Consider the following 19,611-nt stretch of genomic DNA (forward strand, 5'->3'; position numbering starts at 1 on the left):
CAGGCTTCCGCATGAGGGAACAAGCGGAGCAGGAGCAGAAATTTTTAACCGACTTTACCAAGTAGGTCTTGGCCCTAATCCTGGGGGCAGGTCAGGTCGCACAAACAGCTTACCTTGCACCGCCGTTCTCACATCCGGCTTTTACCTCACGTTCCCATTATTCCGTGAAGAACCAAAAATCTTGCAGGGGCTCCCCACCGGCCTTGGGCAGACGGCGCCTTGGCGGCAAGACCGCTGACGGAGGGAGCCGCGCACTCACCCGCCCGGCTCGCCCCAGAGCCGGCCGCGACGAGACGGCGCACGGCAGACGCGAACCGGCCCCGAGTCTGACTCCGAACCACACCAGGAGCCAGCCCGGGGCCGTTCAGGGCAAGCCCCTTGCCCGCCGAGCCCCTGTCACGCCAGGTCGAAGCGATCGAGATTCATCACCTTGCTCCAGGCTGCCACGAAGTCGTTGACGAACTTCGCTTGCGCGTCGCTACACGCATAGACTTCGGCCAAGGCCCGCAACTGGGAATTCGACCCGAAGACGAGATCGACGACGGTCCCCGTCCACTTGAGGTCGCCCGTCGCCCGGTCGCGTCCTTCGAGCACGTTCTCGTCGCCGGCGGAGCGCTGCCACTTCGTCCCCATGTCGAGCAGGTTCACGAAAAAGTCGTTGCTCAAAACTTCCGGCCGCTGGGTGAACACCCCGTGCCGGGACTGATCGAAGTTGGCATTTAGCACGCGCAGACCGCCGATCAGCACCGTCATCTCGGGCGCGGTCAGGGTCAGCAACTGCGCCTTGTCGATCAGCAGTTCCGCCGCCGCGCCTTCCAAGCCCTTGCGGGCGTAGTTGCGGAAACCGTCGGCCTTCGGCTCCAGCACGGAGAACGACACCACATCGGTCTGCGCCTGCGAGGCGTCCATGCGGCCCGGCACGAATGGCACGGTCACGTCGTGGCCGGCCTTCTTCGCGGCGGCTTCGACGGCAGCGCAGCCACCCAACACGATCAGGTCGGCGAGCGAGACCTTCTTGCCGCCGGCAGCCGAGGCGTTGAAGTCCTTCTGGATGGCTTCCAGCGTCGCCAGCGTCTTCGCCAGCTCGGCCGGCTGGTTGACTTCCCAGTCCTTCTGCGGGGCAAGGCGGATGCGCGCGCCGTTGGCGCCGCCGCGCATGTCGCTGCCGCGGAAGGTCGACGCCGATGCCCAGGCCGTCGACACCAGCTGAGAAATGGACAGGCCGGACGCAAGGATCTTGGCCTTCAGCGCGGCGATGTCCTGCCCGTCGACCAGCGCGTGGTCCACGGCGGGGATCGGATCCTGCCAGATCAGTTCCTCCTTCGGCACGAGCTTGCCCAGATAGCGGGCGCGTGGCCCCATGTCGCGGTGCGTCAGCTTGAACCAGGCGCGGGCGAAGGCATCGGCGAACGCATCCGGGTTGGCCATGAAGTGGCGCGAGATCTTCTCGTAAACCGGGTCCATACGCATCGCCATGTCGGCCGTGGTCATCATCGGGGCGTGGCGCTTGGCCGGATTGTGTGCGTCGGGCACGGCGCTCGCCGCGGCGGGGTCCTTGGGCTTCCACTGGTGAGCACCGGCCGGGCTCTTGGTCAGTTCCCACTCGTAGCCGAACAGCGTCTCGAAGTAACTGTTGTCCCACTGGGTCGGCGTGGGTGTCCAGGCGCCCTCGATGCCGCTGGTGATCGTGTACTCGCCCTTGCCGCTGCCCAGGCTGTTCTTCCAGCCCAGCCCCTGTTCCTCGATGTCGGCGCCCTCGGGCTCGGGACCGACGTTGGCCGGATCGCCGGCACCGTGCGCCTTGCCGAAGGTATGGCCGCCGGCGGTCAGGGCGACGGTTTCCTCGTCGTTCATCGCCATGCGGGCGAAGGTTTCGCGGATGTCGCGCGCCGAGGCGAGCGGGTCAGGATTGCCGTTCGGGCCTTCCGGATTCACGTAGATCAGGCCCATCTGCACCGCGGCAAGGGGGTTTTCGAGCTCACGGTCGCCGGTGTAACGCTTGTCGCCGAGCCACTCGGCCTCGGGCCCCCAGTAGATGTCCTCCTCCGGCTCCCAGATGTCCGGGCGGCCACCGCCAAAACCGAAGGTCTTGAAACCCATCGACTCCAACGCGACGTTGCCGGCAAGGATCATCAGGTCGGCCCAGGACAGCTTGCGGCCATACTTCTGCTTGATCGGCCACAGCAGCCGGCGCGCCTTGTCGAGGTTGCCGTTGTCGGGCCAGCTGTTGAGCGGCGCGAAACGCTGGTTACCTGTGCCCGCGCCGCCGCGCCCGTCGCCGACGCGGTAGGTACCCGCTGCATGCCAGGCCATGCGGATGAACAGCGGTCCGTAGTGGCCGTAGTCGGCAGGCCACCAGTCTTGCGAATCCGTCATCAGCGCGTGCAGGTCCTTGATCACGGCGTCCAGATCGAGAGTCTTGAATTCCTTGGCGTAGTCGAACGCCTCGCCCATCGGGTTGGACAGCTGGGAATGCTGGTGCAGGATTTTCAGGTTGAGCTGATTCGGCCACCAGTCTGCATTCGAGGGAGCGCCTGCCAATGTGTGCATGCCGGCGCCGCCCGAAAACGGGCATTTTGCTTCGTTTGACATGGTTTTATCCTCTGGCTGTTTACACCCACACTGCTCGATCCAGTTTGGTGTCCGGCTGCCGATCGAACAAATAAATTTTACTAATGGTTTTTATAGCCTACACGGCTGGGGCAGCCGTGCCTGACTGCCCGACTCCGCCCCAGGCCCGCGCGCGCACCGGAGCTGGAATCGTCGGGTGAAAACACGCGTCCGGAAGCGGTCACGTTGGCCATCAGCGGCGCTCGGTGCGATCATCGGCGCAATCATCAGGACCACGAAGAAAGGCAAGGCGATGGACGATCGATACCAGTTTGACCCGGTCGAGGTACGCGTGCTCGGCGCGCTCATCGAGAAGCAGGCGCTGACGCCGGACGCCTATCCTTTGACGCTGAACGCGCTGCTTGGCGCCTGCAACCAGCTGACCAGCCGAGAACCGGTGATGACGCTGACCGAAAGCCGCGTCAGCGCCGCGCTCGACGCGCTGATCGCCGCCCGGCTGGTCGCCGAACGGCTGCCGGCGGGCAGCCGGGTGGCCAAGTACGAGCATCGGCTCGGCTGGGAATGGCGGCTGGAGGGCGCGGGCCTGGCGGCCCTGGCGCTGCTGTTGTTGCGCGGCGCGCAGACCTCGGCGGAGATCAAGAGTCGCGCCGGTCGCGTCTACCCGTTCAGCGGCGTCGACGAAGTCGAGACCGCGCTGAACGCGCTGGCCGACAAATACCCGCCGCTGGTCGCCAAGCTCGAGCGCCAGCCCGGCGAACGCGAGGCGCGCTGGATGCATTGTCTGTGCGGGGAGCCGGCTGCAACCGCACCGCTCGCGGGCACAGATGGCGACACCGGACTCGCCGGCCGCGTCGCCGCGCTCGAGGCCGAGGTCGCCGCGCTCAAAGCCCGACTGGCGGCGCTCGAGGCGCAGTCGGGCGACTGAGCCGCCACGTTGAACGCGGTCAAGACACCGGCGACCGTCCGCGGCCTTTTGCCGGCCTGACCCACGGCGCCGAACCGTTTTCTAGGTCGGGTCGAAGCCGCTCAGCACGACCTTGCCCAGGTTCCTGTTCGCCGCCATGTACTCGTGCGCCGCCCTCACGTCGGCGATAGCAAACACGGCGTCCAGCGTCGGCCTGAGGCGGCCGTCGAGCAAGGCCGGCAACACCCGCGTGCGCAGCGCCTCGGCCAAGTCCGCCTTGACCTCGAGCGGCTGGCTGCGCAGCGTCGAGCCGATCAGCGACAGGCGCTTGACCAGCACCTGACCGAGGTTGAGCTCGCCCCTGGCGCCGCCCATCACGCCGATCAGCACCAGCCGCCCGTCCGGCCTGAGCGCGGCGACATTGTCGGCGAGGTGGCTGGCACCAACCGGGTCGAGCACCACGTCGGCGCCGCCGCGCTCCCTGACCCAGGCGGCGAAAGACGGCAGCGCGCGGTAGTCGAACGCGTCGCGCGCGCCCATCTGGCGGCAGAAGGCGAGCTTGGCCGGCGAGCCGGCGCTGGCCAGCGCGTGCGCGCCGAGCAGATTCGCCAGCTGGATCGCCGCCGCGCCGACGCCGCTGGCGCCGGCGTGCACCAGCAGCGTTTCGCCGGCCTTGAGGCGGCCGACTTCGACGAGGTTCAGCCACGCGGTCATCCACGCCTCGGGCAGGCTCGCCGCCGTCGCCCAGTCGAGCGCGGCGGGCTTTTCGACCGCCAGCGCCTCGTCGAGCAGCGCGTATTCGGCATAGCCGCCGCCGGCGACGAGACCGAACACCGCGTCGCCGACGGCGAAGCGGCTGCCCGCCGGCGCGGCGTCGACCTCGCCGGCGACCTCGAGGCCGAGGATGGCGGTCACGCCCGGCGGCGGCGGGTAGCGCCCTTCGCGCTGCACGAGGTCGGCGCGGTTGACGCCGGCGGCGCGCACCCTGACGCGCAGCTGGCCCGGCCCGGGTTCGGGCAGCGGGACTTCGCCGACGGCAAGGGTGTCGACCCCGCCCGGGGCGCGCTGGACGATGGCAAGCATGGCGACTCCGTTCGATTTGAGCTGAAACAAGGACAGCCCCCGCGCCGGCACGCGGCGCGGGGGTTTGGATTACAATACCACGCCATGAGCGACCCCTGTTTCCACTGCGGCCTGCCGGTTCCCGCGCACGCCGACTTCCCCATCCGCTACCGCGAACGCACCGAACGCGCCTGCTGCGCCGGCTGCCAGGCGGTCGCGCAGACCATCGTCGACGCGGGCCTCGCCGACTACTACGCGCACCGCACCGAGGAGGCGCGCCGCGCCGAGCCGCTGCCGCCGGAGCTCGTCGAGCAGATCCGCCTGTACGACAACGAGGCGCTGCAAAAGAGCTTCGTCAGGGTCGAGGACGGCTCGCTGCGCGAGGCCGCGCTGATCCTCGAGGGCATCACCTGCGCCGCCTGCGTGTGGCTGAACGAGCGGCAGCTCAAGCGCCTGCCCGGCGTCGTCTCGGTCGACATCAACTACAGCACCCACCGCGCGCGCGTGCGCTGGGACGACGCGCGCGTGAAACTGTCGGCCATCCTCGAGGCGGTCGCCGCGATCGGCTACCGCGCCCACCCCTACGACGCCGCCCGTTCCGAGGCGCTGGCGCAGAAGGAGCGCAAGGGCGCGCTGAACCGGCTGTGGGTCGCCGGCCTGTCGATGATGCAGGTGATGATGTACGCGGTGCCGGTCTACATGGCGCCGGCCGGCGAGATCGACCCGGAATTCCTGTGGCTGCTGCACTGGGCGAGCTTCGCGCTGACGCTGCCGGTGGTGCTTTATTCGGCGCTGCCGTTCTACAAGGGCAGTTGGCGCGACCTGAAGGCCCGACGGCTCGGCATGGACGTGCCGGTCGCGATCGGCGTCGTGGTCGCCTTCGCCGCCAGCAGCTGGGCGCTGTTCAACCATATCGACCACGGCATCTACTTCGATTCGGTGTCGATGTTCGTCTTCCTGCTGCTCGGCGGCCGCTACCTGGAGGGCATCGCGCGGCGCCGCGCCGGCGAGGCGACCGACAGCCTCGTCAAGCTGCTGCCGGCCTTCGCGCACCGCGTGCCCGGCTGGCCCGCCGCGCGCGACGCGCACGAGGCGCCGGTCGCCGAGCTCGCCGTCGGCGACGTGCTGCTGGTCAAGCCGGGCGAGACCGTGCCGGCCGACGGCGTGGTGCTCGACGGTGCGAGCGCACTCGACGAGTCGCTGCTGACCGGCGAGAGCCGGCCGATCGACAAGCGCGCGCGCGACACGGTGATCGCCGGCAGCGTCAACACCGCCAGCCCCTTGTACGTCGAGGTCACGCAGACCGGCGCCGACACGCGGCTGTCGTCCATCGTGCGGCTGCTCGACAAGGCGCTGGCCGACAAGCCGCGCCTCGCGCAGCTGGCCGACCGCTTCGCCGCGTGGTTCGTCGCCGCGCTGCTGGTCGCCGCGGTGGCGACCTACCTCGTCTGGCTGCCGACCGACGCCGAGCGCGCGCTGTGGGTGACCGTCGCCGTGCTGGTGGTGTCCTGCCCGTGCGCGCTGTCGCTGGCGACGCCGGCGGCGCTGACCGCCGCCACCGGCCACCTCGCGACGCTCGGCGTGCTGACCACGCGCGGCCACGCGATCGAGACGCTCGCGCGCGTCGATACCGTAGTGTTCGACAAGACCGGCACGCTGACCCACGGCGCGCCGCGCCTCGTCGCCCGCCACGCCTTCGCCGGCGACGCCGACGCGCAGCTGGCGGTCGCGCAGGCGCTCGAGGCCGGCTCCGAACACCCGATCGCGCGCGCTCTCTTGGCCGCGCCGTGCGACGCGCCCCGGCCAACGTTGGCCGAGCTCGTCAACCTGCCCGGCCAGGGCGTCGAGGGCGTGATCGCCGGCGCGCGCTGGCGGCTCGGCCGCGTCGACTTCGTCGCCGGGCTGGCCGGCGCGCTGCCGGCCGGTTTTGCGAACTGGCAGCACGGCGCGACGGTGATCGCGCTGGGCGGCGACGCCGGCTGGCAGGCGCTGTTCGCGCTGGCCGACGCGCCGCGCGAGGACGCCGCCGCGCTGGTCGCCGCGCTGCAACGCGACGGCAAGACGGTGCACCTGTTGAGCGGCGACGCCGACGGCGCGGTCGCCGCGCTGGCCACCGCGCTCGGCGTCGACCGCCACCGCGCGCGCGCCACGCCCGAGGACAAGCTCGCCTACGTCGGTGCGCTGCAGGCGCAAGGCCGGCGCGTGCTGATGGTCGGCGACGGCGTCAACGACGCGCCGGTGCTGGCGCGCGCCGACGTGTCGCTGGCGATGGGCGGCGGCACCGACGTCGCGCGCGCCTCGGGCGACATGGTGCTGCTCAACGACGCGCTCGCGGCGCTGCCGGCGGCGCTGTCGCTGGCGAAGAAGACGCTGGCGGTGATCCGCCAGAACCTCGTCTGGGCCGCCGGCTACAACCTCGTCGCGCTGCCGCTGGCGATGGCCGGTTTCGTGACGCCGTGGCTCGCCAGCCTCGGCATGGCGATGAGCTCCTTGCTGGTGGTCGGCAACGCGTTGCGCCTGGTGCGCCGGCGCGCGCCGGCCGACGCCCCCTCGCCCGCCTGCGACGCCAAGACCGCCGTCACCGGCGCTTAACCGACCCCGGATACCCTGATGGAAAGCCTGTACCTGTTGATCCCGATGAGCATCGTGCTCGTCTTCGTGATCGGCGCCCTGTTCTGGTGGGCGACGCGCTCGGGCCAGTTCGACGACCTCGAGGGCCCCGGCCACCGTATCCTGATGGACGACGAGAAGCACACCGGCGACCTGAACGCCGCCGACGAAGCGGACCGCGACGCCACCCAGAAAACCGACTGAAGCGCACCGGGTGCGCGCCTCGGCCAACCCCACCCACCGGACCCTGCATGAACGCCAACACCAGCTTCGGCTTCTTCGGCCAGCGCCGCTTTTTCCCGCTCTTTTCGACGCAGTTCCTCGGCGCCTTCAACGACAACCTGCTCAAGACCGCGATCGTGGTGCTGATCAGCTACCACGGCCTCGCCGTCGGCGGCCTGCCGCCCGAGCAACTGGTCAACCTCGCCGCCGGCGTCTTCATCCTGCCGTTCTTCCTGTTCTCGGCCACCGCCGGCAAGCTGTCGGAGCGCGTCGACAAGGCGGGGCTGGCGCGGGCGGTCAAGCTGGTCGAGATCGCCATCATGGTGCTGGCCGGCGCCGGCTTCTTCCTGCATTCGGCGCCGCTGCTCTTGTCGTCGCTGTTCCTGATGGGCGTGCATTCGACCTTCTTCGGCCCGCTCAAGTACTCGGTGCTGCCGCAGCACCTGCCCGCGCACGAGCTGGTCGGCGGCAACGGCCTGATCGAGATGGGCACCTTCCTCGCGATCCTGCTCGGCCAGATCGGCGGCAGCCTGATGGTCGACGGCGGCCCGTGGCTGATGGCCGGCGCGACCTTCGCGACCGCCGCGCTCGGCTACCTCGCCAGCCGCGCGATACCGCCGGCGCCGGCGACCAACCCGGGCCTCGCGCTGTCATTCAACGTCTGGCGCGACTCGGTCGGGCTGATGAAGGCGGCGTGGGCGCAGCGCGAGGTACGCTCGGCGATGCTCGGCATCTCGTGGTTCTGGCTGCTCGGCGCGGTCTACACCACGCAGTTGCCGACCTTCACGCGGCTGCACCTGGGCGGCGACGCGACCGTCTACACGCTGGGCCTCGCGCTGTTCTCGGTCGGCATCGGCGCCGGCTCGATCGCCTGCGCCAAGCTGTCGCGCGGCAAGCTCGAGCTCGGCCTGGTGCTGGTCGGCGGCGCCGGCATGACGGTGTTCGGCGCCGACCTCGCGCTGTCGGCGTTCGCGCGCAACGGCCACGCGCTCGTGGGGCTGGCCGACTTCCTCGCCCAGCCGCGCCACTGGCGAGCGCTGGCCGACATCGCGCTGTTGGGCTTCTTCGGCGGCTTCTTCACCGTGCCGCTCTACACCTGGCTGCAGACGGCGGCGCCGGAGCACTTCCGCTCGCAGGCGATCGCCGCCAACAACATCCTGAACGGCTGCTACATGGTCGGCTCGGCGGTCGCCAGCGCGGTGCTCTTGGCGCTGTTCGACAATATCGCCATCCTGTTCCTCGCCGTCGCGCTGGCCAACGTGGCCGCGCTGTGGCATCTGACGGCGGGTTCGCCGACCCTGCGCGAGGCGAGCGCCAGCTGGTGGCGCCGCCGCGGCTGGCGCGGCTGAAGCCGCGCGGCACGCAAAAAGGCTCGGCCAACCCTCAAAGGTTGGCCGAGCCTTTTTCAGGTCGGGCGTCAGCCGGCCAGCTTCGCCGCCGCGTCGCGCAGCGCGGTGCGCACACCCTCCTCGACCACCGGGTGGTAGAACGGCATGGCCAGCATCTCGTCGACCGTCAGCCCCATCTGCACCGCCCACGCCAGCGTGTGCGCGATGTTCTCGGCGCGCGGCCCCAGCCATTCGGCGCCGAGGAAGCGGCCGGTGGCCTTGTCGGCGTAGACGTGCATCAGGCCCTTGTTCTTCAGCATCACGCGGCTGCGGCCCTGGTCCTCGAAGCTGACCGCGCCGGTGACGAAGCTGCCCGGCGCGAGATCGACATGGCGCTGGCCGACCATCGCAATCTGCGGGTCGGAGAACACCACGGCGATCGTCGCGCGACGGTGGCCGGGGCGCACGTCCGGGTAGCGCGCGGCGTTGTCGCCGGCGGTCCGGCCCTCGTCGGCCGCCTCGTGCAACAGCGGCAGAACGTTGTTCGCGTCTCCGGCGATGAACACCGGGCTCGCGCCGCACTGCAAGGTCGCCTTGTCGAACAGCGGCACGCCGTTCGCGTCGAGTGCCAGCGTGGTGTTCTCCAGCCCCAGGTGGTGGACGTTGGGCTCGCGGCCGGTGGCGGCGAGCACGTAGTCGAAGCGCTCGGTGATCTCGCGCCCGTCATGGTCGACGTAGCGCAGCACCGCCTCGTCGCCGTCTTTTTTCATTTCCAGCACGCGCGCGTCGGCGTCGAAGTCGAGCTCGGCGCCGAAGGTCGCCGCGGCGGCGGCGCGCACCGCCGGGTCGGTCAGCGGGCCGACCGCGCCGCCCTTGCCGAACAGGCGCACCCGCACGCCGAGCCGCGACAGCGCCTGGCCGAGCTCCAGCCCGATCACGCCCGGGCCGAACACCGCGACGCGCTTTGGCAGATCGTGCCAGGCGAACACGTCGTCGTTGACGATCAGCCGGTCGCCGAGCGCGCGGAACGGCGCCGGGACCTTCGGGCTCGAGCCGGTAGCGATGACCACGCGGCGCGCGTGCACCTCGCTGTGGCCGCCGACCTCGAGCACGGTGTTGTCGATGAAGCGCGCGTGGCCGACCAGTTTGTCGTCGGCCGGGATCGCGTCGACGCCGTTGACGACGAAGCCGACGAAACGGTCGCGCTCGCGACGCACGCGCGCCATCACCGCGACGCCGTCGACGCGCACCTCGCCGTCGACGTACACGCCGAACGGCGCGGTGTGGCGGGCATCAAACGCGGCATCGGCGGCGGCGATCAACAGCTTGGACGGCATGCAGCCGACGCGCGCGCAGGTGGTGCCGTAGGCGCCGCCCTCGATGATGACGGCCGATTGGCCGTGCGCCTTGACGGCGCGGTAGGCGGCGAGGCCGGCGGTGCCGGCGCCGATGACGGCTACATCCACGTTCAACTTGCGCATGCTTGACTCCTGTCTGGTGGGCCGCGGGCAGACGGCGGCGTCCTCGCGGGGGGCGCCCGCGTCTGGCGGCGGTCGAAAAAAAACGGGCCGGCGAGCCGGCCCGGCAAGGGCCCGGCGGGTCAGGGCCGCCGGGTTCGGGCACTTAGCGCTGGAAGTAGCTCTCGACGTCGTCGGCCGAGCCGATCAGCGCGCCGTTGATGAAGACCTGCGGCGCGGTCATCCTGCCGGACACGGCGCCGAGCACCTTGCCGCGGACCTTGTTGTCGAGCGGCAGCTCGATATAGTCCAGACCCCGACCCTCGAGCACGGCCTTGGCGCGCGCGCAGTGCGGGCAGCCGACCTTGCTGAACACGACGATCTGGTCCGGCTTTTTGGCGTGCTCGTTGATGTAGGCCAGCATGGTGTCGGCGTCGGACACTTCGAACGGGTCGCCGTCCTTCTGCGGCTCGATAAACATCTTCTCGACTACGCCGTCCCTGACCAGCATCGAGTAGCGCCAGCTGCGGCGGCCGAAGCCGAGGTCGGCCTTGTCGACCAGCATGCCCATGCCCTCGGTGAACGCGCCGTTGCCGTCCGGCACCATCACGATGTTCTGCGCTTCCTGGTCCTTGGCCCATTCGTTCATCACGAAGCTGTCGTTGACCGACACGCACAGGATGCTGTCGACGCCGTTCTCGAAGAAGGCCGGCGCCAGCTCGTTGTAGCGCGGCAGGTGGGTCGACGAGCAGGTCGGCGTGAAGGCGCCCGGCAGGGAAAACACCACCACGGTTTTGCCGGCGAACAGCTCGTCGGTACTCAGTTGCTTCCAGTCGTTGCCTTCGCGGACCGGAAAAACGACGTTGGGGACGCGTTGGCCTTCACGGCTTTGCAGTTGGGTCATGATGCTCTCCTTGCAGTCGGTTGGGATGGGTGATCGAGAAACATCTCAATCGATGCGGAGATTCTGATAGCCAAGGACAAATTCGTCTAATTTATTGTCAAAATCGATTTAATAGGATTTTTCAACACACGGACATCAAGTCTGTCGGCATGCGGCGTGGCGCTTTAGAATGGCGGACCACACCCAGCGCATGACAACACCCTATGAAGATCCTGATTCTCGGCGCCGGTCAGGTCGGCTCGACGGTGGCCGAAAACCTGGTCTCCGAGAACAACGACATCACCGTCGTCGACCTCGACGCCAAGCTCTTGAAGCAACTGCAGGACCGGCTCGACATCCGCACCGTGGCCGGCAACGCCGCGCATCCGTCGGTGCTGCAACGCGCCGGCGCCGAGGACACCGACCTGATGCTGGCGCTGACGCGCAACGACGAAACCAATCTGGTCGCCAGCAAGTTCGCGTCCGACCTGTTCAACGTGCCGACCTGCATCGCGCGCGTGCGTTCGAGCGACTACGTCGAATTCGGCGGCGACGACGACGCGCTGGCGCGCTTCGGCGTCGACCAGAGCATCTGCCCCGAGCAGCTGGTCACCCACCAGCTGTCGCAGCTGTTCGACTACCCCGGCGCGCTGCGGGTGCTCGACTTCGCCGACGGCCGCGTGCAACTGGTGGTGGTGCGCGCCGTCGAAGGCGGCCAGCTGGTCGGCAAGGCGCTCAAGCACATCCGCGACGACCTGCCGGGCGACGTCGATTGCCGCGTCTGCGCGATCTACCGCAAGGAGCAACTGGTGATCCCCGACGGCGACACGGTGGTGCTCGACGCCGACGAGGTGTTCTTCCTCGCGCCGCGCCGGCACGTCGCGCTGGTGCTGCGCGAGATGCGCAAGAGCGAGCAGCCGGTCAGGCGGGTGATGATCGCCGGCGGCGGCAACATCGGCCACCGGCTCGCGCGCGCGCTCGAGGCGCGCTTTGCGGTCAAGATCATCGAGAGCCGGCCCGAGCGCTGCCAGTGGTTGGCCGAGCAGGTTTCCGGCGCGCTGGTGCTGCAAGGCGAGGCGACCAACGAGGAGCTGCTCGAGGACGAGAACGTCGACGAGATGGACATGTTCTGCGCGCTGACCAACGACGACGAAGACAACATCATGTCCTGTCTGCTGGCCAAGAAGCTCGGCGCCAAGCGCGTCGTCGCGCTGGTCAACCGCGGCAGCTACGTCGACCTGCTCGAGGGCGACCGCATCGACGTGGTCGTCTCGCCGCACCTGACGACGATCAGCGAGATCCTCGCCTACATCCGCCACGGCGACGTGGTCGAGGTCCATTCGCTGCGGCGCGGCGCGGCCGAGGCGATGGAAATCGTCGTGCACGGCGACCGCAAGACGTCCAAGGTCGTCGGGCGCCGGCTCGAACAGATCGCGATGCCGGCCGGCTGCCACATCAGCGCCATCGTGCGCGGCGAGACGGTGCAGATGGCACACCACGACCTCGTCGTCGAGGACGGCGACCACCTGATCATCTTCGTCGCCAAGAAGCGCCTGATCCGCGAGGTCGAAAAACTCATCCAACCCAGCTTCGGCTTTTTCTAGAATCGCAGGATGTTCCCCAGGACCCTCTCCCCGACCGCCCCGCGGCCCGACACCGCGCGCCACGTCACCGCGAACAAGCTGCTGCCGGTCGTCAACGTGTTCGCCCGCTTGGCGATGCTGTTTTCCTTGCTGCTGGCCGTACCGGCGCTGGTGTCGCTGTGGTACGACGACGGTAGCGCGCGGCACTTCCTGCAGGCGGCGCTGACCGGCCTCGCCCTGGGCGCGGCGCTGTGGGCGATCAGCTTCCGCTACCAGCGCGAACTGCGCACCCGCGACGGCTTCTTGCTGGTTGCGCTGGTCTGGCTCGGCTTCACCTGCATCGCCGCGCTGCCGTTCCAGTACCACTTCCCGGCGATGAGCTATACCGACGCCTTCTTCGAGGCGATGTCGGGCCTGTCGACCACCGGCGCGACGGTGATGACCGGGCTGGACACGCTGCCCCGGAGCCTCAACTTCTGGCGCCACTTCTCGAGCTGGCTGGGCGGCATGGGCATCATCGTGCTGGCGGTCGCCATCCTGCCGATGCTCGGCATCGGCGGCATGCGGCTCTACAAGGCCGAGATGCCCGGGCCGATCAAGGACAACAAGCTGGCGCCGCGCATCGACAGCACCGCCAAGAGCCTGTGGTACGTCTACTGCGGCATGACGGTCGCCTGCGCGGTCGCGCTCAAGATCGCCGGCATGGAATGGTTCGACGCCGTCTGCCACGCCTTCACCACCATCGCGCTCGGTGGCGCGTCCACGCACGACGCCAGCGTCGGCCACTTCGACTCGCCGGCGATCGAGATGGTGATGACCGGCTTCATGGTGCTGGCGGCGCTGAACTACGCGACCCACTTCGTCGCCTGGCAGCAGCGCTCGGTGCGCGCCTACTTGCGCGACTCCGAAGCCAAGGCCATCCTGCTGCTGCTGACCGCGAGCGTCCTGATGCTGAGCTTCTACCTGGCGATCGAGGGCGTGTACGACTTCCCGACCGCGCTGCGGCACGTCAGCTTCAACCTCGTGTCGATCGCCACCGACAGCGGTTTCGTGACGGTCGACTACGGCCAGTGGCCGATCTTCGCGCCGCTGTGGATCCTGTTCCTGTCGTGCGTCACCGCCAGCTCCGGCTCGACCGGCAGCGGCATCAAGATGTTCCGCACGCTGACGCTGGCGCGCCAGAGCCAGCGCGAGATGCAGCAGCTCTTGCACCCGAACGCGGTGATTCCGCTCCGGGCCAACGGCCAGCGCGTGCCGGACACGCTGGTGTTCTCGGTGCTCGGCTTCATCTTCGTCTACTTCATGAGCGTCGTGCTGCTGACCTTCGTGCTCCTGGCCAGCGGCCTCGACTTCCTGACCGCCTTCTCGGCCATCGTCGCCTGCATCAACAACGCCGGCCCCGGGCTCGGCCAGGTGGGTCCGGCGGCGAACTATCAGTCGCTGACAGATTTCCAAACCTGGGTGTGCAGCCTCGCGATGTTGCTGGGCCGCCTCGAGATATTCACCCTGTTGATCCTGTTCACCCCGGCCTTCTGGCGCAAATAAGGCAACATGACAATGACAAAGCTGTTTTTCCGCCCCCTGCTGGCCGCCGTGCTGCTGGGCCTGGGCGTCGCCGCCGAGGCCGCGCCGGCCGACGACCTGGTCGCCGCGCGCGACGCCTTCCGCCGCAAGGACGACGCGGCGCTCGCCGCCTACGCGCAGGCGATGCGCGACGACGCCCTCGCGGTCTACCCGCGCTACTGGCAAGCCTGGCGCGCGCTCGAACGCGACGACGACGCGACCGTCGCGCGCTTTTTGTCCGTCGAGCCGGCCAGCGCGCTGAGCGAGCGCGTCCGCAACGAATGGCTCAAGCGCCTCGGCAAGCGCGGCGACTGGGAGCGTTTCGCCGACGAATGGTCGCGCCTGCCCGAGGCCGGCCGCGACGAGGAAAGCACCTGCCTGGGCGAGCTGATGCTGCTGCGCCAGGGCCGCACGCCCGGCAACTTCGACCGTTTCCTGCAAAGCCGCAGCCTGCCCGAGGGCTGCAACCGGCTGATCTACGCCGCCGGCAACCGCCAGCTCGTCGACCGCGACTGGCTGCTGCAGCGCCACCGGCTGCTCTTGGCCGGCAACTTCGCCACCGCCGCGCGCGAGCTGGCGCTGGCGACCAACCTGCCGGTCGCCGGCTCGGCCAACCTCGACAGCGACGCCGGCCGCGAGGCGACGGTCGGCCGGCTGTTGCAAAAGGCGCGACAGAACGTCGACGCCGCGGCGGTCGAGCTGGCCGGCGTCGAGGACGCGCTCGGCAGCGCGCGCGCCGGCTTCGTCTGGGGCCAGCTCGCGCTCGCCTCGGCCAAGCGGCTCAACACGGCGGTCGCGCTGCAATGGTTCGAGCGCGCCGACCGCCGCCAGTTGACCACCGAGCAGTGGGAATGGTGGGCGCGCGCCGCGCTGCGCCAGGGCGACTGGCAGCGTGTGGAACGCATCGTGCGCGCGATGCCGGACGAGCTGGAGAACAAGCCCGGCTGGCAGTACTGGCGCGCGCGCGCGCTCAAGGCGCAGGGCCGGATCGGCGAGGCCAACCCGCTGCTGGTCCGCGCCAGCCAGGGCAACCAGTACTACTCGCTGCTCGCGCTCGAGGAACTCGGCAACGTGCTCGACGCGCCGACGAACGGCGCGCGGCCGGGGCAGGCCGAGATCGACCGGCTGTCGAACGAGGCGGCCATCCGCCGTGCGCTGCGACTATTCGACATCTCCAGCTCGCGCGGCGTCGCCGAGATCCGCGAGGACGCGCGCCGCGAATGGCGCTGGGCGATGCGCGGCCGCAGCGACGCCGAGCTGCTGGCGGCGGCCGAGCTGGCGCGCCGCGCCGGCTTCTACGACATGGCGATCTTCAGCGCCGAGCGCACCCGAGACAACCACGACTTCGGCCTGCGCTACCTGTCGCCCTACCGCGACGTCACGCAGCGCTACGCGCGCCAGCTCGGCGTCGACGAGGCGTGGATCTACGGCCTGATCCGCCAGGAAAGCCGCTTCGTCCACGTCGCGCGCTCGCACGTCGGCGCCTCCGGCCTGATGCAGCTGATGCCGGCCACCGCGCGCTGGGTCGCCGGCAAGGTCGGCCTGTCGAGCTTCTCGGTGGACGACATCGACACCAACATCCAGCTCGGCACCTGGTATCTGCGCCACGTGCTCGACACCCTCGGCCAACCCGTACTCGCGACCGCGGCGTATAATGCCGGCCCGGGCCGCGCCCGCGCCTGGCAAGCCGGCGTGCCGCTCGAAGGCGCGGTGTACGCCGAGACCATCCCCTTCAACGAAACGCGCGACTACGTGCAGAAGGTGATGGCCAACGCCGCCTATTACGCCAGCGGCTTCGGTCACGCCAACCTGTCGCTGAAGGCCCGCCTGGGCACCATCGCCGCCCGTTGATTTTTCAAGACAAGAAGAGAGTTGACATGAAATTCCAGCGCATCGCCCTCGTCGGCGGCAGCGGATTCCTCGGCACCTACATCGCCGAACGCCTGGTCGAACAGGACGTCGAACTGACCATCCCGAGCCGCCGCCGCGAACGCCACAAACCCGAACTGATCCTGCTGCCCAAGACGCAGCTCGAGGAGGTCGACGTCAACGACGCCGCCGCGCTCGGCCGCCTCCTGGCCGGCCACGACGCGGTGGTCAGCATGGTCGGCATCCTGCACGGCGACGCGCGCCGCTTCGAGGCCGCGCACGTCGAACTGGTCAGGAAGATCGTCGACGCGATGAAGGCCAACGGCATCCGCCGCCTGGTGCACATCAGCGCGCTGGGCGCCGACGAGAAGGGCCCCAGCCTCTACCAGCAGAGCAAGGGCCGCGGCGAGAAGGTGGTGATGGAAAGCGGCCTGGACTGGACCATCCTGCGCCCGTCGGTCGTGTTCGGCCGCGGCGACCGCTTCCTGAACATGTTCGCCTGCCTGGGCCGGGCGCTGCCCTTGCTGCCGCTGGCCGGCGCCGACACCCGCTTCGCACCGGTCTGGGCCGACGACGTCGCACGCGCGGTGGTCGCCTGCTTCGAGCGCGACGCGACCATCGGCCAACGCTACGAGCTGACCGGACCCAAGACCTACACGCTGCGCGAGCTGGCCGAATACGCCAACGTCCTCGCCGGCCACCCCCGCCACGTGGTCGGCCTGCCGTCCGGCGTCGCGATGCTGCAGGCGGCGCTGATGGAGGCGCTGCCGGGCCCGACGTTGATCAGCCGCGACAACGTGCGCTCGCTCGCCATCGACAACGTCAGCAGCCAGCCCTTCCCGAGCGAGGCGCTCGGCTTCGCGCCGGCCGCGCTCGAGACCGTCGCGCCCGGCTACCTGAGCCAGGCCGAGTTCAACGCCACGCTGTCGCGCTACCGCGCCGGGGCCGGCCGCTGATGCAGGTCTACGTGGTCGGCGGCGCGGTGCGCGACCGCCTGCTGGGGCGCCCCGTCGCCGACCGCGACTGGGTCGTGGTCGGCGAAAGCGCGGAATCGATGCTGGCGGCCGGTTTCCGGCCGGTCGGCCGCGACTTTCCGGTCTTCCTGCACCCCGAAACGCACGAGGAGTACGCGCTGGCGCGCACCGAGCGCAAGGTCGGCCGCGGCTACCACGGCTTCACCTTCCACGCCGCGCCCGACGTGACGCTCGAGGACGACCTCGCGCGCCGCGACCTGACCATCAACGCGATGGCCGAGGATGAGCACGGCAACGTCACCGACCCCTTCGGCGGCCGCGCCGACCTCGCCGCCGGCGTGCTGCGCCACGTCAGCCCCGCCTTCGCCGAGGACCCGGTGCGCATCCTGCGCGTCGCGCGCTTCGCCGCGCGCTACGGCTTTGCCGTCGCGCCCGAGACGATGGCGCTGATGCGCCAGATGGTCGACTCGGGCGAGGTCGACGCGCTGGTGCCCGAACGCGTCTGGCAGGAAGTCGCCAAGGGGCTGATGGAGGACACGCCGTCGCGCATGTTCCTCGTGCTGCGCGAGGCCGGCGCGCTCGCGCGCGTGCTGCCCGAAGTCGACGCGCTGTTCGGCGTGCCGCAGCGCGCCGACTACCACCCCGAGATCGATACCGGCGACCACGTGATGCGCGTGGTCGACTACGCCGCGGCGGCCAAGGCGCCGCTGCCGGTGCGTTTCGCCGCGCTCCTGCACGACCTGGGCAAGGCGCTGACGCCGCCCGACGTGCTGCCGCGCCACATCGGCCACGAAGCGCGCGGCAAGGCACCTATCCTCGCGCTGTGCGAGCGCCTGCGCGCGCCGGCCGACTGCCGCGACCTCGCGCTGATCACCGCGCAATACCACACGCTGGTGCACCGCGCCGGCGAATTGCGCCCCGACACGCTCCTGAAGCTGTTCCGCGACTGCGACGCGCTGCGCCGCCCGGAACGCTTCGCGATGCTGCTCGACGCCTGCCTGGCCGACGCGCGCGGCCGGCTCGGCTTCGAAGCCTGCGACTACCCGCAGGCCGACTGGCTCGCCGCGGCGCTCGCCGTCGCGCGTGCCGTCGACGCCGGTGCGATCGCGCGCGGCTGCGCCGCGCCCCAGGACATCCCCAAGGCGGTTGACGCGGCGCGTGTCGCGGCGCTCACCGACTACAAAAACGCCCATCCCCTTCCGGCCCGTTCATGACCGACTATTACCGTCTCAAAGCCAGCCTGATGCGCGGCGGCACGAGCAAAGGCCTGTTCTTTCGCGCCGACGCCCTGCCCGACGACCCGGCGCTGGTCCAGCAACTCCTGATGCGCGCCATCGGCAGCCCCGACCCCTACGGCCGCCAGATCGACGGCCTGGGCACCGGCATCTCCAGCACCAGCAAGGTCGCCATCATCGGCCCGTCGAGCCAGCCCGACTGCGACGTCGACTACCTGTTCGGCCACGTCGCGATCGGCGAGCCGCTGATCGACTGGACCGGCAGCTGCGGCAACCTGACCGCCGCCGTGCCGCTGTTCGCGCTGATGGAAAAACTCGCCAGCAAGCCCGACGGCGCCGCCGAGATCCGCATCTGGCAGGCCAACACCGCCAAGAAGATCGTCGCCGAACTCGCGGTCAAGGACGGCGAACCGGTGCTGACCGGCGACTTTCGCGTCGACGGCGTCGCCTTCCCGGCCGCGCCGATCACGCTGCGCTTTCTCGACCCGGCCGGCGGCGTCGCCGGCAAGCTGTTCCCGTCGGGCTCGCCCAAGGACACGCTGAAGCTGCCCGACGGCCGCAAGGTCGAGGCGACGCTGATCGACGCCGGCAACCCGACCGTGTTTGTGCGCGCCGCCGACCTCGAACTGAGCGGCTTCGAGACCGCCGCCGAACTCGACCTTGCGCGTCTCGACGAGCTCGAGTCGCTGCGCGCGCAGGCCGCCGTCAAGATGGGGCTGGCCAAGACCGTCGCCGAGGCGACCTTCGAACGCCCGGCGGTGCCGAAGATCAGCTTCATCAGTCCGGCGCGCGTCGAGGGCACCGAACTGAACGCGCGCATCGTGTCGATGGGCAAGCTGCACCACGCCTACACCGGCACCGGCGCGATCGCGCTGGCGACCGCCGCCGCGATGAAGGACACCGTGGTCAGCGACATGCTCGGCCAACCGTGGCGCGGCAAACCGCTGCCGTTCAGCCACGCCAGCGGCACGCAGACGCTCGAAGCCATCGTCAAGCGCCACGGCCGCGGCTGGCGCGTCGCCGAGGTGGTGATGACGCGCACCGCGCGCCCGCTGATGGCCGGCGAAGTGTTCGTACCGGCGCCGCCCCCCGCCGTCGAGGCCGCCGAGGCGGGCGCCGGCACGGCGCCCGAAGCCGCACCGGCCAAGCCCAAACGCAAGCCGGCGGCGCGCAAGCCCAAATCCCGACCCAAGCCCGACGGCAAATAAACGGCTCGGCCAACCGCCAAGGTTGGCCGAGCCGTTTGAGCGACCGTGCTCATGCCGGTACGGCTCTAACCCTGCCGTTCGATCCGGCGCCCACTCGCGGGCGCTGCCGCATACGCTTGTTCAGGCAGCAAGGCGCACGCCG

The 19,611-nt window shown here is 69.7% G+C and carries 14 protein-coding genes; 10 read left to right on the forward strand and 4 right to left on the reverse strand.

All coding sequences use genetic code 11. The features are described from left to right. Positions 1-396: 396 nt before the first annotated feature. Entirely contained in the window at positions 397-2,592 is a 2,196-nt protein-coding gene (gene katG, locus EV683_RS07020) for a catalase/peroxidase HPI (protein WP_131862303.1), read from the reverse strand. A gap of 271 nt (positions 2,593-2,863) precedes the next feature. Between katG and EV683_RS07025 the strand changes: the two genes are divergently transcribed. Beyond that, positions 2,864-3,496 (forward strand): YceH family protein, encoded by a 633-nt coding sequence (locus EV683_RS07025; protein ID WP_066609539.1) that lies wholly within the window; start codon positions 2,864-2,866, stop codon positions 3,494-3,496. An 81-nt stretch (positions 3,497-3,577) separates the two neighbouring features. On the opposite strand, the gene EV683_RS07030 is transcribed toward EV683_RS07025, so the two are convergent. Beyond that, positions 3,578-4,558 (reverse strand): NAD(P)H-quinone oxidoreductase, encoded by a 981-nt coding sequence (locus EV683_RS07030; protein ID WP_131862304.1) that lies wholly within the window; start codon positions 4,556-4,558, stop codon positions 3,578-3,580. 84 nt (positions 4,559-4,642) lie between these two features. Between EV683_RS07030 and EV683_RS07035 the strand changes: the two genes are divergently transcribed. The 3 genes from EV683_RS07035 to EV683_RS07045 are packed head-to-tail and all read left to right on the forward strand — an operon-like array spanning position 4,643 to position 8,718. After that, complete coding sequence (locus tag EV683_RS07035; protein ID WP_131862305.1) at positions 4,643-7,129, forward strand: heavy metal translocating P-type ATPase; 2,487 nt, start codon at positions 4,643-4,645, stop codon at positions 7,127-7,129. 18 nt (positions 7,130-7,147) lie between these two features. Continuing rightward, positions 7,148-7,351, forward strand: coding sequence for a cbb3-type cytochrome oxidase assembly protein CcoS (gene ccoS / locus EV683_RS07040; RefSeq protein WP_131862306.1), 204 nt, complete (start codon positions 7,148-7,150; stop codon positions 7,349-7,351). Positions 7,352-7,398: 47 nt separating this feature from the next. Then, positions 7,399-8,718 carry an MFS transporter gene (locus EV683_RS07045; RefSeq protein WP_066609543.1) on the forward strand — a complete coding sequence of 440 codons (1,320 nt, stop codon included), beginning with the start codon at positions 7,399-7,401 and terminating at the stop codon, positions 8,716-8,718. 68 nt (positions 8,719-8,786) lie between these two features. On the opposite strand, the gene EV683_RS07050 is transcribed toward EV683_RS07045, so the two are convergent. Beyond that, positions 8,787-10,178 (reverse strand): dihydrolipoyl dehydrogenase, encoded by a 1,392-nt coding sequence (locus EV683_RS07050; protein ID WP_131862307.1) that lies wholly within the window; start codon positions 10,176-10,178, stop codon positions 8,787-8,789. 142 nt (positions 10,179-10,320) lie between these two features. Continuing rightward, positions 10,321-11,058 carry a glutathione peroxidase gene (locus EV683_RS07055; RefSeq protein ID WP_131862308.1) on the reverse strand — a complete coding sequence of 246 codons (738 nt, stop codon included), beginning with the start codon at positions 11,056-11,058 and terminating at the stop codon, positions 10,321-10,323. Positions 11,059-11,261: 203 nt separating this feature from the next. Here EV683_RS07055 and trkA point away from each other — a divergent pair, with 203 nt between their 5' ends. From trkA to EV683_RS07085, 6 genes are read left to right on the forward strand one after another with little or no spacing between them, the layout of a single operon-like run. Continuing rightward, positions 11,262-12,641 carry a Trk system potassium transporter TrkA gene (gene trkA / locus EV683_RS07060; RefSeq protein WP_131862309.1) on the forward strand — a complete coding sequence of 460 codons (1,380 nt, stop codon included), beginning with the start codon at positions 11,262-11,264 and terminating at the stop codon, positions 12,639-12,641. 9 nt (positions 12,642-12,650) lie between these two features. Then, entirely contained in the window at positions 12,651-14,165 is a 1,515-nt protein-coding gene (locus EV683_RS07065) for a TrkH family potassium uptake protein (RefSeq protein ID WP_207910417.1), read from the forward strand. A gap of 12 nt (positions 14,166-14,177) precedes the next feature. Beyond that, a complete protein-coding gene (locus EV683_RS07070) occupies positions 14,178-16,034 on the forward strand; it encodes a lytic transglycosylase domain-containing protein (RefSeq protein WP_131862310.1) in 1,857 nt (618 codons plus the stop codon). 26 nt (positions 16,035-16,060) lie between these two features. Continuing rightward, entirely contained in the window at positions 16,061-17,008 is a 948-nt protein-coding gene (locus EV683_RS07075; RefSeq protein WP_131862311.1) for a complex I NDUFA9 subunit family protein, read from the forward strand. Further along, complete coding sequence (locus EV683_RS07080) at positions 17,008-18,240, forward strand: multifunctional CCA addition/repair protein (RefSeq protein ID WP_131862312.1); 1,233 nt, start codon at positions 17,008-17,010, stop codon at positions 18,238-18,240. Before EV683_RS07075 ends, EV683_RS07080 begins: the two co-directional genes overlap by 1 nt. Then, the gene (locus EV683_RS07085; protein ID WP_131862313.1) at positions 18,237-19,469 is read left to right on the forward strand and encodes a 2-methylaconitate cis-trans isomerase PrpF family protein; all 1,233 of its coding nucleotides are present in this window, start codon (positions 18,237-18,239) and stop codon (positions 19,467-19,469) included. The genes EV683_RS07080 and EV683_RS07085 overlap by 4 nt, the downstream gene beginning before the upstream one ends. Positions 19,470-19,611 lie beyond the last annotated feature (142 nt).

This window comes from Crenobacter luteus (genome assembly GCF_004345725.1).
In the GTDB taxonomy this organism is placed as follows: Bacteria; Pseudomonadota; Gammaproteobacteria; order Burkholderiales; family Chromobacteriaceae; genus Crenobacter; species Crenobacter luteus.